The sequence below is a fragment of the Cytobacillus stercorigallinarum genome (genome assembly GCF_014836495.1).
Taxonomy (GTDB): Bacteria; Bacillota; Bacilli; order Bacillales; family Cytobacillaceae; genus Cytobacillus; species Cytobacillus stercorigallinarum.
The window spans coordinates 191,073-205,617 of the sequence record NZ_JACSQT010000004.1 but is presented as its reverse complement, the minus strand read 5'-3'; the positions used below and the strand labels follow the sequence as shown (position 1 = coordinate 205,617).

The 14,545-nt window shown below is 38.3% G+C and carries 19 protein-coding genes and 1 pseudogene; 15 read left to right on the top strand and 5 right to left on the bottom strand.

What is annotated here, in order from left to right; all coding sequences use genetic code 11:
* Positions 1–233: 233 nt before the first annotated feature.
* The 5 genes and pseudogenes from H9655_RS11020 to H9655_RS11000 all read left to right on the top strand — a co-directional run.
* Positions 234–1,322, top strand: a pseudogene (locus H9655_RS11020) (glycosyltransferase family 2 protein); the annotation flags it as partial.
* A 414-nt stretch (positions 1,323–1,736) separates the two neighbouring features.
* Entirely contained in the window at positions 1,737–2,978 is a 1,242-nt protein-coding gene (locus H9655_RS11015) for a nucleotide sugar dehydrogenase (RefSeq protein WP_191814026.1), read from the top strand.
* A 67-nt stretch (positions 2,979–3,045) separates the two neighbouring features.
* Positions 3,046–4,530: a glycosyltransferase family 2 protein gene (locus H9655_RS11010; RefSeq protein ID WP_191813882.1), complete on the top strand. Its 1,485-nt coding sequence runs from the start codon at positions 3,046–3,048 to the stop codon at positions 4,528–4,530.
* A complete protein-coding gene (locus tag H9655_RS11005; RefSeq protein WP_191813880.1) occupies positions 4,520–4,759 on the top strand; it encodes a hypothetical protein in 240 nt (79 codons plus the stop codon). The genes H9655_RS11010 and H9655_RS11005 overlap by 11 nt, the downstream gene beginning before the upstream one ends.
* 19 nt (positions 4,760–4,778) lie before the next feature.
* A complete protein-coding gene (locus H9655_RS11000; protein ID WP_191813878.1) occupies positions 4,779–5,018 on the top strand; it encodes a hypothetical protein in 240 nt (79 codons plus the stop codon).
* A 265-nt stretch (positions 5,019–5,283) separates the two neighbouring features.
* Here the strand turns inward: H9655_RS11000 and H9655_RS10995 are convergent, their stop codons facing one another.
* Together H9655_RS10995 and H9655_RS10990 are read right to left on the bottom strand one after the other, a co-directional pair.
* Positions 5,284–5,970, bottom strand: coding sequence for a DUF1796 family putative cysteine peptidase (locus H9655_RS10995; protein ID WP_191813876.1), 687 nt, complete (start codon positions 5,968–5,970; stop codon positions 5,284–5,286).
* Positions 5,971–6,075: 105 nt separating this feature from the next.
* On the bottom strand, positions 6,076–7,209 hold the full coding sequence (locus tag H9655_RS10990) for a CamS family sex pheromone protein (protein ID WP_191813874.1): 1,134 nt from the start codon (positions 7,207–7,209) through the stop codon (positions 6,076–6,078).
* A 169-nt stretch (positions 7,210–7,378) separates the two neighbouring features.
* Between H9655_RS10990 and H9655_RS10985 the strand changes: the two genes are divergently transcribed.
* Positions 7,379–8,143, top strand: a complete 765-nt coding sequence (locus tag H9655_RS10985; RefSeq protein ID WP_191813872.1) for a hypothetical protein — start codon at positions 7,379–7,381, stop codon at positions 8,141–8,143.
* 254 nt (positions 8,144–8,397) lie between these two features.
* Here the strand turns inward: H9655_RS10985 and H9655_RS10980 are convergent, their stop codons facing one another.
* The gene (locus tag H9655_RS10980) at positions 8,398–8,784 is read right to left on the bottom strand and encodes a hypothetical protein (protein ID WP_191813870.1); all 387 of its coding nucleotides are present in this window, start codon (positions 8,782–8,784) and stop codon (positions 8,398–8,400) included.
* A gap of 122 nt (positions 8,785–8,906) precedes the next feature.
* Here H9655_RS10980 and H9655_RS10975 point away from each other — a divergent pair, with 122 nt between their 5' ends.
* Both H9655_RS10975 and H9655_RS10970 read left to right on the top strand, forming a co-directional pair.
* On the top strand, positions 8,907–9,251 hold the full coding sequence (locus tag H9655_RS10975; RefSeq protein ID WP_191813868.1) for a hypothetical protein: 345 nt from the start codon (positions 8,907–8,909) through the stop codon (positions 9,249–9,251).
* Positions 9,245–10,000, top strand: coding sequence for a class I SAM-dependent methyltransferase (locus H9655_RS10970; RefSeq protein ID WP_191813865.1), 756 nt, complete (start codon positions 9,245–9,247; stop codon positions 9,998–10,000). The genes H9655_RS10975 and H9655_RS10970 overlap by 7 nt, the downstream gene beginning before the upstream one ends.
* Positions 10,001–10,050: 50 nt before the next feature.
* Here the strand turns inward: H9655_RS10970 and H9655_RS10965 are convergent, their stop codons facing one another.
* Positions 10,051–10,764, bottom strand: coding sequence for a class I SAM-dependent methyltransferase (locus H9655_RS10965; RefSeq protein WP_191813863.1), 714 nt, complete (start codon positions 10,762–10,764; stop codon positions 10,051–10,053).
* A gap of 305 nt (positions 10,765–11,069) precedes the next feature.
* On the opposite strand from H9655_RS10965, the gene H9655_RS10960 reads away from it, so the two are divergent.
* From H9655_RS10960 to H9655_RS10950, 3 genes are read left to right on the top strand one after another with little or no spacing between them, the layout of a single operon-like run.
* Positions 11,070–11,369, top strand: coding sequence for an NUDIX hydrolase (locus H9655_RS10960; RefSeq protein ID WP_318245472.1), 300 nt, complete (start codon positions 11,070–11,072; stop codon positions 11,367–11,369).
* Entirely contained in the window at positions 11,362–11,907 is a 546-nt protein-coding gene (locus H9655_RS10955; RefSeq protein WP_191813861.1) for a hypothetical protein, read from the top strand. The genes H9655_RS10960 and H9655_RS10955 overlap by 8 nt, the downstream gene beginning before the upstream one ends.
* Before the next feature lie 17 nt (positions 11,908–11,924).
* Positions 11,925–12,482, top strand: coding sequence for a DUF4256 domain-containing protein (locus tag H9655_RS10950; RefSeq protein ID WP_191813859.1), 558 nt, complete (start codon positions 11,925–11,927; stop codon positions 12,480–12,482).
* 5 nt (positions 12,483–12,487) lie between these two features.
* On the opposite strand, the gene H9655_RS10945 is transcribed toward H9655_RS10950, so the two are convergent.
* Positions 12,488–12,676: a hypothetical protein gene (locus H9655_RS10945; RefSeq protein WP_191813857.1), complete on the bottom strand. Its 189-nt coding sequence runs from the start codon at positions 12,674–12,676 to the stop codon at positions 12,488–12,490.
* A gap of 60 nt (positions 12,677–12,736) precedes the next feature.
* Between H9655_RS10945 and H9655_RS10940 the strand changes: the two genes are divergently transcribed.
* The 4 genes from H9655_RS10940 (at position 12,737) to H9655_RS10925 (ending at position 14,292) form a co-directional block, all read left to right on the top strand.
* Positions 12,737–12,916 (top strand): hypothetical protein, encoded by a 180-nt coding sequence (locus H9655_RS10940; RefSeq protein WP_191813855.1) that lies wholly within the window; start codon positions 12,737–12,739, stop codon positions 12,914–12,916.
* Between the two features lie 8 nt (positions 12,917–12,924).
* Entirely contained in the window at positions 12,925–13,173 is a 249-nt protein-coding gene (locus tag H9655_RS10935; protein WP_191813852.1) for an HTH domain-containing protein, read from the top strand.
* Positions 13,174–13,197: 24 nt separating this feature from the next.
* A complete protein-coding gene (locus H9655_RS10930) occupies positions 13,198–13,512 on the top strand; it encodes an antibiotic biosynthesis monooxygenase family protein (protein WP_191813850.1) in 315 nt (104 codons plus the stop codon).
* An 81-nt stretch (positions 13,513–13,593) separates the two neighbouring features.
* Positions 13,594–14,292 carry a hypothetical protein gene (locus H9655_RS10925; protein WP_191813848.1) on the top strand — a complete coding sequence of 233 codons (699 nt, stop codon included), beginning with the start codon at positions 13,594–13,596 and terminating at the stop codon, positions 14,290–14,292.
* The last annotated feature ends 253 nt before the right edge of the window (positions 14,293–14,545 follow it).

Genomic DNA, 14,545 nt, shown 5'->3' with positions numbered 1-14,545 from the left:
GTAATAAAAATATGATTTTTGAGTATCAAAATTTGATCATTCCTCGATAATTAAACCAATCTCCCCTGTCTATCGCACCATCTTTCATAGATTGTATACTTGTCCGAGAACAAAAATGGCCAAGCTGTATATATTGATATTACTTAGTGTTTTTCTCGGGTTTGTGATGGAAAAGGCTATAGTTACAGCACAAAGGAGACTATTAATTTTGCTGAAGGAGAGAAGTGAAGTGTATGAATCTATCTGTTATTATTCCCATTCAGAATGAAGAGTCTACGTTGGCACCCGTATTAGAAGAGTTAGTGAAGATTGAGCCATATGAAATCATCGCTGTTTTGAATGGTTCAACAGATGGATCGGAAAAAATAGCGGAAGCATTCGGGTGTAGAATGCTCGTTTATGAAGAACCCCTTGGCGTAGATATTGGACGAGCAATTGGTGCAAGGGAGGCAAAAGGAGATACGCTTCTTTTTATCGATGGAGATATTGTCGTTAGAGCACAAGAGTTACAAGGATTGCTTGATGGCATTCGGGATGGGGCGGATATTGCCCTAAATGACTTAAGCTGGACCATGAAGCGCCCCATTAGACCACATCCGACGGCAGTATCGAAGTTCTCTCTTAATCATTTTTTAGGTAAAGGTGAATTATCCGTTAATTCCTTAGTCGCTGTTCCTCATGTAATGACAAAAACAGCGCTTGATACGATTGGTTGGGAGAATTTAGCCTGTCCTCCATTGGCTCATTGTATAGCTGTGATGAAAGAATTAAAGATGAGTGCACCGGTAGCCATTGATGTGATTGCTACAAATAAGATTCGACCGAAACATCATCAGAAGATTACTGGCTCCTCTTTTTCAATTTCCACAAATTTAATCATTGGTGACCACTTACGTGCAGTGGCGCAATTGATTGAAGAGAGAGGCTTTCGCGGTGGTTTAAATGATGGAAGGCGAAATCGTCCATCTTTTAAGGAATATGTACAAGCTTTTTCGGTAAAGGAAGAGAAACGAGCGAAGTATAGTGCGATTATTCCTGCAGGGAAAGAGCCGGATACGATTGCTGAAGTGATTGCTGAGGTAAAAAAGACAGGCATTGATGAAATTATTGTTGTTTTAAATGGTGCAGATGAACGAACAAAGGAAAAGGTAGAAGAATCAGGTGTGAAAGTGATCGTATTTGATCATTCGCTCGGACATAATATTCCAAGAGCCATTGGTGCGCTTCACAGTACAGGAGATATTTGTTTGTTCTTAGATAGTGATTTTGTTATTAAAGCAGAAAACCTAACACCTTTTATAAAAGCTGTAGAAGCAGGAGCAGATATGGCACTTAATGATTTAGAGGTATTGCTCGATCGTGCCCATCCGTTGCATTCCGTGAGTGCTGCTAAATATTTATTGAATATGGCGCTGAAAAGAGAGGACCTCACTGTTAATTCTCTTACTGCCATCCCACACGCAATGAGCAGGAAAGTGATTGACGAGGTTGGTATCCTCACATTGATGTCTCCACCGTTATTTCAAGCAAAGGCTATTTTAAAAGGATTTAAAGTCGAAGCCGTTCATTATGTTGATGTCGTCAAGCCGAATAAAATCAGAATACAGCATCACAGGCAAGCCGATGGTCGAGTCGAATCAACGGATCGGATTCTAGGTGATCATATTGAAGCATTTTCATATTTATTATCGTTCAATCAAAGATGCGGTTATACAGATGGCAATCGAAAATGGGACATGCTCCTAGGTCACACAGATAGAGTAGCTGTTATTGGTCTCGGCTATGTTGGTCTACCACTTGCCCTCCACTTAGCAGAAAAGGGCTGTCATGTAACAGGCATCGATCAAGATACTCAAAAGATTGAGTTATTACAGCAAGGTAGCAGTTATATTCCTGATGTAACAGACGAAGAGCTGCAAGCAATAAAGCATTTTATTCCAAGGCATACGGACACAGCGGAGGAATTGCTTAAAGCCGCTGACTATATTATCGTCACAGTTCCAACACCGATTGACGAACAGGATGAACCAGATTTAAGTGCGATGATTGCAGCTACTAACTATCTTTGCCAATATTTACAGACGGGACAAACGATTATTTATGAAAGCTCTACTTATCCGGGAACAGTAGAAGAGGTGATTGAGCCCATATTCACACGCCATCACTTTAAAGCTGGTGAAGATTACTATTTATGTTATTCACCTGAGAGAATTGATCCAGCAAATAAGCAATATACGTTAGCCTCTATCCCAAAAGTGATCAGCGGTCAAACGGATAGTTCTCTTGCGAAAATAGAACAGTTTTATGCAAAGTATTTTGCTGAAGTTGTACCAGTAAGTTCGCCGAAAGTTGCAGAGTTAGCAAAGTTATTTGAAAACACACAGCGATTGGTCAATATTTCACTAGTGAATGAGTTGGACGAGCTATGTGATCGATTAGACATTGATTTTTTTGAAGCTTTGCAGGCAGCTGCGACAAAGCCATTTGGATTTACTCCCTATTGGCCTGGTCCTGGAATAGGTGGACATTGTATCCCTGTTGACCCTATTTATTTACAATGGAAGTTCAATCAATACGGCTTAAGTAGTCAGCTTGTAGCAGCTGCAAGAGAGATTAATGATACGATGCCTCAAAAAATCGTCAAAAAAGTAGAAGCTGAATTAGGAGGGGAAGCTGGAGCAATCCTTGTGGTTGGCCTTGCGTACAAAAGAGATGTGAACGATGTCCGCGAATCTCCAGCTTTAACGATTTTTAGTGAACTCTTGCAAAAAGGTTATCAGGTAGACTATCACGATCCTTATGTACCCACTATTATCCTTGAAAATAAAAGCTATCAATCCGTTCCGTTAACGAAAGAGAAATTATCACAGTATCAATTAACCCTGCTTCTTACCGACCATAGTAATTTGGATTATAAACTTTTGTCGAAAGTTGAAAATATTATTGATACAAGGCATGTATTAAAAACAGGGAAATGAACAGGCGATACAATATTCTCCTTGTAAGGGGGTGATGCCACTTAAAGATATAAGGAGACGATGATTTTTGGATGGTTCATGTTTATCTTTGATTGTTCCTATTAGTCGGGATGCAAGTAATCAGTATGTAAGTAAGTTAATCCACACCTATCAATCTATCACAAATGTTGAAGTAATCTTTGTTGCCCACAAATCACGCAATGTTGATCCGTTTCGCCTCGTAGTCAATGATGCTTGGCAGGATGTCTACGAAGCACATGTCATCGGGGCAAAAAAGGCAACGAGAACATGTATGTTATTTTTAGACCTCAACCAACATATTACGGTACCGACGCTCCAGCAATTTTTACAACCACTGATGGATAATAGCGCGGATGTTGTTCTTAATAATATGGACTATGAATTTCAAAAAAAACACCGCCATATTCCTTCTACTATTTTCCCGCAAATAACCAATGCTTTTATTCATCGTTCAGATTTAAAAATAGACCAAATCATATTTGTCCCTTATGGACTCTCTAAAAAAACAATAGATACAATTGGTATCGATACACTTAGCAATCCTGTTGAAGCACATGTGAAATTAGTTCAACAAGGCTATGTATTGTCACATCAGCTTCCTATTCGTAATATCTTTCAGCTGCAAAATCAAGTGTGGGATAGGAAGGATGATAGGAGAAGAATAGACAATTATTTACGAGCGTACACACAAAGATACCCACCTAATAGTCGTTCTAGATTTTCTGATGGTGAAAGGAGATTAGATGTACTAGATGCGGTTATCCAGGGCTATGAGCCAACTATTCGAAAAAATGACCATGCCAATCCCTTATCCCAATTATCGATTATCATCCCAGCGCAAAATGAACAAGCACGAATGAAGGCAGTAATTGATGAGTGTATGCGATTAGCTCCGTTAGAAATCATCGTTGTTGTGAATGGGTCAAATGATCAGACAGCGGTTCATGCATATGATGCAGGGGCAACGGTGATTCAGTTTCCTGAAAAACTAGGTTTAGATACTGGTAGAGCGATAGGTGCACACTTTGCCACCGGTGAGATTTTGTTATTTGTTGATGGCGATTTTGTCATTTCGATGGAAGACTTACAGCCGTTTGTAGAGGCCGTAGAGCGGGGCGTTGATGTTGCAGTAAATGACCTCAATGCTAGCTTAAAGCAGCACTGGCCGCTTCATTTAGTTACTGCCTGTAAATATGCAATAAATTTAGCCTGTGATCGAGCTGATTTAGGTGTTGGCTCCACTGTTGCTGTCCCCCATGCCTTGAGTAGGAAAAGTATTGAAAAAGTAGGAGTGCAATCATTAGCTAATCCTGTATTAGCTTACGTAAAGTTACTTGTTACTAATTGTGTAGTCGAAAATGTACACCATGTAGAAGTGGATAAAATCAATCGCTTTCGCCCGCATACTCATTATGCAAATCAAAAAGGAAGTCTAGCACCGACTACTTCAGTTATCGTCGGTGATCATTTAGAGGCGATGATATATTTAGGGAATTTACAAAAAAAAGGAGAGAAGAAGAATGGCTTGTAAAAATGAAAGTTGTTTTGATGTGTGTTTAAAATTGGTGGTAAATACGAATAGCAAACGAGCAGAAACGTCCGTTGAGTGCGATGAATCTTGCGGTGGGATCGATTTCGAATTTGAAAATGGTGTCATTCATATCACATTGCCACTTGTAGCGTGTGTGGAAACGACATTAAAAGATGATTTAAGTGCGAGTGCAGTGCTAACAAGTTTATCTTTACCAGGCTATCAATAAACACAAGGAGTGAATGGAAATGGCATGTAGTCATGAAAGTTGTTTTGATATTTGTCTGAAAATCATGGTGAATACAAGAACAGGAAGAGCAGAAACGAAAATACAATGTGATGAGGTTTGCCCAGGTCTTGAGTTTGAATTCGAAAATGGCATCATCATCATCACAATTCCGCTAGTTGCCTGTGTGGAAACAACCTTACGAGACTCCCTGCGTGCAGATGCACAACTCGTCAGTTTATCTTTGCCAGGTTATTCATAAACAAATAAGGCGTACGGAACCTGATACCATTTTGGTGTGAGGTTCTTTTTTGTTGATAGTGTATAACGGTGAGGAGTAGGAGGAGAGGGAAAGTCGGCCAAAGTTGGCTTGAGAACTACGGGAAAAAGGAAACAGTCGCACTTGGGATTCTAAAATATGTTGATAACGTGGAAAAGGGGACCCTGCCAATCTTTAAAGTGTTTGAATAGGGAGAGATAATAAAGTCTTGTTTAAATAAAAAAAGACAGTGCATCATCGACTGTCTTTACTTCCTCAAACTTACACCCGTAAGGATTTCATTCCATATTTGTTTATCATAATGATGGTTAACGGGTATTTTTACGAAGCAGATTCCTTCATGTGGCCATTCCTCATCAATGAGTGGTCGCTCTAATGGTATATCTACTTGTTGGATGATGATGATGTTGAAGGGGCCACGGGTGAGTTTCGAAAGGGTCGTTTGCAATTCAATAATGTCATCATAGTTTGCAATTTCCCATTCATATCGGATGAATAACGTTTTTTTGCTGGTTTGGATCTTTGTGAGAAAATTTCGGATGCGTTTGTAGAGTTTTTGTTTGAATGCTGGATATTGCTCGGTCCAATGTTGGTTGGCAATCATAGGGAAATCGTGGACAGAATCGATTTGATATAGACGGTCCTGAACAAAATGAGCTCTTGTAGGAGTGTTGCCACCTTCTTCATAAATGACTTGTCCTTCGTTGACGAAATGAGCCGTAATATTCTTTTCCACCATGTGATCTTTTTCCATGTAATTTTTAAACTTGTTTTTAAGTAGTTGATTGACCATGTTTAGATGTGTTGACTGTACCCAATCAAAAGGAAATGAATTTTTTCTTAAGTTATACTCTTTTGTATAGATGGCAGGGCCACACCAACTGCCTAAACTTACAACGAGATCGTATGCGCCTTTTGTTTCTGAAAGTTTCAAGTTATCACTCCTTTACTTATCATTATTTTATTAACAAGGAAGAGGAAGTGATTGGACAAACAGTAAAAAGGCTCCTCCTTTTTTAAAAAAGAAGAAGCCTATCCTTTATAATATTTCCGTTAAGATTTCTTTTTTCTCTGTATCCCAAATCATAAGCCCAAGTTCTTCATCTACATTGATGATGCGAATGGAGACGGGCACATGGTCGCCTGCTATAGAATTAATTTTCGTACCGCAAAAGTTAAGAATGCTCGTTAACTCGGTCTTTGAAATACCTGGTGCATAGATTTTTAATTCTATATTTGTTAAATTATCATGCTCATAATTAATATCGCCGTTTAATCTTAAATCCAAATTTGTAAAGTAGGTAAGAAGGTCATCTGATAGATAATTGAGACTATCGTGGAGACTTTTATCCACTTCATTTAATTCATCTGAAGGATAGACATATTGGTCTTTTTCAACCTTTTCCCAGCTGCTAATCCCCTGTTTCCCTTTATCAATATAAGTATGAGCTAGGAATTGGCCAGGTGTAATTTCATTTGGGCCTGCTTCTTCATAGATAGATAAGACAATGGGTACATTAGGGACATTTTCAACCCCTCTGACGGCAGAAATGACATCTTTTGCGATGTTTTTTGCATATTTTTCGTTGTAACTTTTGTCTTTATAAACTTCATTCACTCTTACTTCACCTGTGTGAACTAAGCCAGCATCATCCATTACCCGAATATGGTAGTAATCATTGATGGAAATAGCTAATGAAATGCCAACAACTTTCCCTTTTTCATTTAAGTAATTTTGTTCGTGAATGTGAGAGATGATATTAGGGGTTTTTTCCTCATCTTCCAGTCGATCTTTTGTTTCCTTCATTTTGGGGTTCAGCCCATTAGGCGTATCATTAGATTCTCTTGCAAGTAATTCATTAAGCAAGTCACTATCTATATATTGACCTGATTGATAAAGGTGGTCTTCTGGTGAAAAATATTCAGAAGTGATATCCATCAACCCCAGTTCAATCTCAGTGATATCGTAGTTATTAGACACATTTGCTGTAATTGCGCCTCGTGCATTAGCTGGTTTAAACGGTTGCTTGACTTTAAATATATTATTCTCAATTTGCGTTGGAATGACGATATCATCGGGTTGATCCGTGGTTTCTTCCTCGTCCTTATTCATACATGCTGTTAGCGTAATAAGTAGTAATGGTGTAAGTGTAAGTAGTAGAAGCCTTCTCATGGTTAACTCCTTGTTTGTATGTATTTGAACCAATCATCTTGCAAATAAAAGGTACCATATAATGACATTATGTACAAATGATATTTTCATAGCTTGCTTGAAAAAAAGAAGGAATATGAAAGGTGGAATAGAAAGGGTTAGAACAGAAAGAAGATGGATGTGAATGATCATGAGAGCAACCGAAAGTATTCAGCAAGTTTGGAATCAATTTAACACGTTCCCAATGGATAATCTGACGAAAATATGGTATCACCAAAAGGGTAGTGAGAAAAAGCAAAGAGAACTATCGCTAATGAAAGAACATAGAGAACAATATGGCCTTACCGGTAATTGCTTTGATTTAGCTATTTGGTTGCTAGATGCGTTTCAACAATCAAGAATTCAAGCATTCCCAATCGGTCATGATTTAGGGACAGTACGTGCCCATGTAGCAGTGGTGGCGGTAGATGATGATGGTAGCCGATACTTATGTGATTTAGGTGATCAGTGGATAAACCCAGTGTTAATAGATAAGCACCATGAACATTTTACAAGTGAAAAACAAGGCGGTTTTTTTCCCGGTGCTAACATTCAATTAATACCGAATGAAGATATGGTAGAAGTTCGCTATCATAGATCGAATGGGAAAGAATCAAGGCAAATCTATGATACACGTCCGGTTGATCGTGATGTTTTTCTCCATGCAGCTGAACATTCGCAAAATCTCATTAAGCCTACTCCCTTACTCGAATGCAGAATCCCCTACCAAACAGAAGTAGCGCACTGGGAATTTACGAATTGGACCAGCTTTTTGAGCACGAATCATGGACTAATTAAAGAAAGTCCGTTAAACAGTATCGATGAATGGGTTATGAAAATCCATGAAAAAACGGGATATAATAAAGAAATTCTGTTGGAGGTGTTGATGTTGTATCATGCTTTTCAAAATAAATAATAAGACTTGAGATGTGATATGGGTTCTTGTTTTTTTGTCTAATAATTTTGATTATTCGTTAAGTAAATCTTATAATCAGCCAAGCCCATGCTAAATCAAAAAAATTTAATATGAACGCTGTTGAGGAAGGTCCCGTTACATCGGTTGTTATGCTTTGGTTTAAATAGCGTTCACCTGTTATAGTTTGTTTATCACCCCTCAGAGCTTTATGTGAAATTAGGTAATTTCGGATCGTTCTTCACCTGTTATTATTTTTAGTCTGTATTTTGAAATGGAAGGCGAGGTTTTTCTTCTTCATAGAACGAATAACTCCAACCTTCATTTTTCATACTGGAGCATTGCTTATTACTGCAGGAAAATAGGTAAGTTTGTTGCTCAGTTCTAACACTTACTTCCATATAAAACGGGAAGACACCACCATTAAACTTGTTAATATCTGGTTCGATGGCAATGATTTTTTCTCTTTCCCTTAAAGCTAAGTAATCCTCACTTTCAACCGTTTTTAGTATCATTTCACTTAAAATAATCGATTCTTCTGTAGTTGCTTCAAACCATTGATTAAACAAGAACCATTTACCAAAGAAATATATATTCAGTAGTAGACTAGCAATTAATAAGAGAAATACTAGTTTGTTTTTCAATAAAGGTCACCCAATTATATTTTTAGTGTAATTTTATACTATTCAGTTTGTGGATTCAATCTTGCATTCATTTTATGCTGAACAACCTTAAAAAATAGTCTCTAATAAGGGGGGAAAACAAATTGATTATTACACTTTGTGGTTCAACCAAATTTAAACAACAATTTATCCATACAGAAGGGGCATTGACCTACAATGGTCATATCGTTTTAAGCCTTGGTTTCTTTGAACATAGTGATCGCATTTATTTATCAGATGAGAAGTTAAATATGCTACAAGAGTTACATTTAAGAAAGATTGATTTGAGTGACGCCATTTATGTGATTGATGAGGGTGCATACATTGGAGAGAGTACGCGAAAGGAAATACAATATGCAAAGAGTAAAGGTAAAGACATTTATTATTATTCATCTACTAAAAATAAGTTAGACATGCCCCTTCAGAAAGGGTGTGAGAGTCATTGTTAAGTTATTATAGTAAACTTTCTTCTGAAGTATATGATTTAGATAAATATATAGGTTCAACATTTGGAGACATTGCCTTTTACCGTGATAGATTAGCTACTTGTAAAGGCAGGATTCTTGAACCTGGAGTGGGTACGGGGAGGACGCTTATTCCCCTTCTGGAAGCGGGTTTTACGGTTGAAGGGTTTGATGTATCAGATGAGATGCTCCGTATATGTCGGCGTCATTGTGCAGAAAGAGGGCTTGAGACCAATGTATTTAGCGGGAAAATGGAATCGTTTAGTTTACCAACAAAATATGAAGCGATAATTATTCCAACAGGTACTTTTCTGTTGCTGCATGAACGAGACGACTCTATAAAGGCATTAAAAAATTTCCACCACCATCTCTCGCCAGGTGGAAAGTTGATTGTAGATATTTTTTTACAACCGGACGTTACTCTAAATCAAGCATCGACTAAGACATGGAGAACAGAAAATGGCGATGTAATTACGCTGGAGAAAAAGGTGATTGAAGTCAATTATATAAAACAATACACGGTTTCTCACCATCGTTATGAAAAATGGAGAGATGGGCAGCTGATACAAACAGAATTGGAACATTTTCCTCTCCGTTGGTACGGAGTCGAAGAGTTTAAGACCATTCTTGAGGCAACGGGTTTCCACGACATCATTATTTCAGCCGATTATGAACAAGGGCTATATCCTACTAATGCCCATCAATCGATTACATTTGAGGCGGTAGCGAAATAGAGCAAGCGTGCAAAAAAAAGCCAGTGACCACACCACTGACTTTACTTAATTTATTTCATACAGTGAAAAACAAAACTAACTGAATCATTATTCGCTTGTTTATCTTGATAATCTCCGTAACATGATTTGATCGTAAACCCGGCTCTTGATAGAGAGCTCTCAATATCTTTAAGTGTGCGGAACCTTATTTGATGCTTACTTTGAGTGATAAGTTCACCGTTATCACAGTATTGAACGGTCTCATAGAAGGTAAAAACATCATTTTCCATTCCTTCATACGACGAAATAATGGTAAGTTTCTCTCCAGTATAGGGATGAGTTGTATAGTCGGGTGTCTCATCCGCCATCCATTTCTCCCATTCTTTTGCATAAATGTTGCGGCAATCAAATATAAGGGAGCCATTAGGTTGTAAAGCCTGATGGATATCAGAAAGCGTTGCTGTCCAACTCTCATCTGTTAAAAATACTTGGGCAACATTTGCTGTCATGATGATGGCATCGTAGGTGTTTGCCTGCAGGAGTCGACTATCACCAACCAGCCATTGGACATTTGCTAACCCTCTATTTTTAGCAACGAATAGTGCCTCATCATCGGGATCAATTGCCGTAATTCCATATCCCTTCGTATCTAAGTAACTGGTTAATCTTCCTGTACCGCATCCTAAATCTGCTAAGCGATGAATCTGTAAATTGTTGATGATTGATAATAAAAATTTATCGTCGGGTCCGATTTTATACATTTGGTCATATATCAAAGGTATCATCTTAAAGTGCTGTCTCCTTTAGTAGTAAATAAAGATCTCCAATCGTATATTTAAATTTCGACACGAGCAAAACTAAACCCTTTAAAGGAAATGGCTGTAGCTGAGCGAATAAATAAGTGAGGTGTTTTTTATGACGAATCGCCCATTTATTGTAGTGGCATAGCCGTTGTTTTACTAAAAAAGTATGAGGATGATATGTTCGTTCTGCTTATGAAAAGAAATTCAGAGCCTTTTCTTCGCGAATGATGCTATGTCGGTGGCGCCATTGAAGAGGCGAAAAGGCGTAAGAAGCAGCACTAAGAGAGGTGAGAGAAGAAACGGGGCTAACGGATATTCGTTTATATGTCAGCAATACATTTGAGCAGTACTATCATCCAAAAGGTGATTTCATCTATATGGCACCGGTTTTTGTGGGCTTTGTTGGTGAAGAAGAGCAGGTGAAGTTGAACGAAGAGCATAGCGATTTTGTCTGGTTTTCATTCGAGAAGGCACTTCAGCAAATAACGGTGCCTGGCAATGACTGCGTGCTTTCTTTTGTTGAGAAGCACTTTGTGAAAGCAAAACCGTACACGCAATTGGAAGTGAAGTGGTGGCTAGATGAATAAGGAATTCTATATCATGACAGAAGCCTGTCCTGCGCTAAATTTTTTCATCTATATTCAAAATATATATGGAAATCAGAAGAAAAATAATAAGCCAAGGTTTCCTTATATGACTAGGGAATATGCTTTTCGTCAAAACTTTGAACAATGCTATAAAGAGAAATGGGGAGAAGCGGTTTCTCTTGTAGCTGAGAATAGGTTTAACGGGGAAAAGTTATTTTATGATCAAAAAAACGACTTCTTTAAAGGGTTGTTTATCGATGATGCAAGCTTTAATGAAGTATATCAATCTTTTCAAGTATGGTGGGGGAGTCTAACAGGGCAACTGGCCATCACAAGGACAGTAGATGATGAGATAAGTAGTGTTTACGATGATTTGGCGAAGTTTTCCCCGAAACAAAACTTATATGTGGAGATTGTGTATGATGATTGTTTCTTAAGCGACTTGAGAAACCGACCATATTTTAGTATTTTAACGATAGAACAATGTTTGCACGGCAAAGAGAAGCTACTCGCCCGATTGCTAACAAGTATGAGATAAAGGAAGGAATAAAGCCGATGACTAAGAAATTATCAGAAGAACAACAAGAAGCGTTATTATCTACTTTGAAATTGCGTTTTGAAAAAAACCCAGACAGGCATGAAGGCATTGAATGGGAGAAGGTGCAAGAAAAAATAACAGCACAACCGGACAAGTTGTGGTCCCTTCATGAAATGGAGAGAACAGAAGGTGAACCTGATGTGGTGGGCTATGATGAATCCACAGGCGAATACCTCTTTTACGACTGCTCTAAGGAAAGTCCAAAGGGGCGCCGTAGTGTTTGTTATGACAGAGAGGCACTTGAGGCTAGAAAAAAACATAAGCCAGAAACGAGCGCGATGGATTTAGCAAATGAGATGGGCATTACCATTCTTACTGAAGAACAGTATGAATCATTGCAGCAGCTAGGGAACTTTGACCTGAAAACATCTAGCTGGATACAGACTCCAGAGAATATTAGAAACCTCGGGGGTGCATTATTTTGTGACCGCCGCTATGATCATGTATTTGTCTACCATAACGGCGCCGATTCATACTACGGGGCTAGAGGTTTCCGTGGTGAGTTGAGGGTTTGATTTTGTTAATGATTGATGGTTCGAGAAAAGCTGATTTGACTCCAAACCCACGTTTGAAAAATGGCATCTACTCTGTTCTCTAGCTCTTCGGTTGACATCTGTTTATGTAGAGATAGTTCTTCAAGCGTAAAGGTTTCGGTAAGTGGGGAAGACAATCCTTTTACTTGCATGGAGAATGTCACAGTCGGATTCATAGAAGAACCTCCTTAAAATGGATAATTACAACCATTATATACAAATAGGCGGTGCTGTGATTGAAAGATTCACAAATACTTTTTTCCATTAATGACCCAAGGGATTTTATCACTGTATTGATGAATGAGTTGAGAATGGATGCGCAAACATTAGAGAAAATTTCTGGCATTAATCAGATGGCTATAGAGACGTATCGAAAAAAGACAGTACGTGTGATTGCGGAGAGCTTAATGATGTAAATAGGCGTATGGATTTCGATCGCCTTTTAGCTTTATTAACGACTGGCATGTTTGCTTGTGATATGGATAGTCGTTTGCAAGCGGTCATTGACGTTTTGCTCACGAATAAGAGTTTTAACGTAAAAACGATTTCTATTTATACAAGAGTGAGCGAAGAGGACATCGAGAATTTTCTAGTTGACAGTAACTCGGTGTCTGTTGAAACAAAATATAAGCTTGCTGTGCCTGTACTATTTTTACATTATATTTGTAAATAATACATCATTTAATGGGGGTCAATCATGCAGGAGCTACCACCGTCTTATTATGCTGTGATCTTTACTTCCAAAAGAACAATGGGCGATAACGGGTATGAAAAAATGGCACTGACCATGGAGGAATTAGCGCAAAAGGAAGAAGGTTTCCTCGGTATCGAAAGTGCCAGGGACTCACAATTAGGGATTACTGTTTCTTATTGGGCAACGCTAGAGGATATTAAAAGGTGGAAAGACCACACCGCTCATAAAGTTGCACAGGAAAAGGGAAAGTCGGAATGGTATGAACACTATCAGGTGCGTATTTGTAAGGTGGAAGGAAGTTATAGTTTTGAACGATGAAGTCTACTTTAGAGGTAGGCTTTTTTTGTAAAATTGAAACTTTTTACCATTTCGTTCGTATATAAACGAAGGGGTGTTTGGTTGGTTAAATTAAATTTATTATTTGTTTTGATATCGTTAATTTTGTTTGTCCGCTTCATGATGTTTGGTGCATTTAACCCGTGGCATGCGGCTACGATATTTTTATTCCCGGCAACTGCGTTTGTTATTTATTTAGTTAGTAAATGGATGGCTAGAAAAGAAGCCACCTATCAACCTCCTAATCATGAGTGTTGGTCGTTTTATTTTCTGCAACGAACATTCCTGAATAAGAAGCAGCTTTTTAAAGGTGAGGGAAAACGCGGGTCCATTCAGCAATATTTCACGAAGAAATGGCAATATTTTGTGAGTGATTTCTTCGATTTGCGCTGGTATTTATCTTTGCGTATTTATATAGGGGAAGATTCCTTTGATGTTCGTTGGAAAAGAAGTAGGAGGTTTTCTCAACAGGAGCAATGGCTGATTTACAAAAATGGTGTCGTAATTGGCAAAGCCAACACAGGAATCAATGTGAAAAATATGTCCAAGCTGAAAGAAGTGATTATTTTTGAACTAGGAGAGGAAACCTGGAACACAAGTGCATTGACGGTCACTTCATCAATCTCGCTGATGAAAGATAATAGGCAGGAAGGTGTCTTGCGGCGTAATCATCTGATAAGTAATGTCCAAGCCATAAATGTAACCGATGATCGCTCAGAATATATCATGTCTCTCATCCTTCACTCTTATTACTTTAAGTAAGATACTGAGATATATGAGGCAAATGGAAGTACATAGAGAGTGTTGTATTAAGATATGAGTGATGCAAAAGGGGGAATCGAGGCAGATAGAGAGTCGGATTAAGGTATGAGCGATGAAAAAGGGGAAAACAAAGCAGATGGAGAGTGTTATCAAGATATGAGCCACGCAAATGGAAAAATCGAAGCAAATAGAGAGACGCATCAAGATATAAGCCACGCAAAAGGGGAAAACAAAGCAGATAGAGAGTCGGATT

Bases quoted from the DNA above. Each gene is read 5' to 3' on its own strand.
- H9655_RS11015 (WP_191814026.1), top strand. From the start codon at position 1,737: ATGCTCCTAGGTCACACAGATAGAGTAGCTGTTATTGGTCTCGGCTAT.
- H9655_RS11005 (WP_191813880.1), top strand. From the start codon at position 4,520: ATGGCTTGTAAAAATGAAAGTTGTTTTGATGTGTGTTTAAAATTGGTG.
- H9655_RS11000 (WP_191813878.1), top strand. From the start codon at position 4,779: ATGGCATGTAGTCATGAAAGTTGTTTTGATATTTGTCTGAAAATCATG.
- H9655_RS10990 (WP_191813874.1), bottom strand. From the start codon at position 7,209: ATGAGAAGGCTTCTACTACTTACACTTACACCATTACTACTTATTACG.
- H9655_RS10985 (WP_191813872.1), top strand. From the start codon at position 7,379: ATGAGAGCAACCGAAAGTATTCAGCAAGTTTGGAATCAATTTAACACG.
- H9655_RS10965 (WP_191813863.1), bottom strand. From the start codon at position 10,764: ATGATACCTTTGATATATGACCAAATGTATAAAATCGGACCCGACGAT.
- H9655_RS10955 (WP_191813861.1), top strand. From the start codon at position 11,362: ATGAATAAGGAATTCTATATCATGACAGAAGCCTGTCCTGCGCTAAAT.
- H9655_RS10950 (WP_191813859.1), top strand. From the start codon at position 11,925: ATGACTAAGAAATTATCAGAAGAACAACAAGAAGCGTTATTATCTACT.
- H9655_RS10945 (WP_191813857.1), bottom strand. From the start codon at position 12,676: ATGAATCCGACTGTGACATTCTCCATGCAAGTAAAAGGATTGTCTTCC.
- H9655_RS10935 (WP_191813852.1), top strand. From the start codon at position 12,925: ATGGATTTCGATCGCCTTTTAGCTTTATTAACGACTGGCATGTTTGCT.
- H9655_RS10930 (WP_191813850.1), top strand. From the start codon at position 13,198: ATGCAGGAGCTACCACCGTCTTATTATGCTGTGATCTTTACTTCCAAA.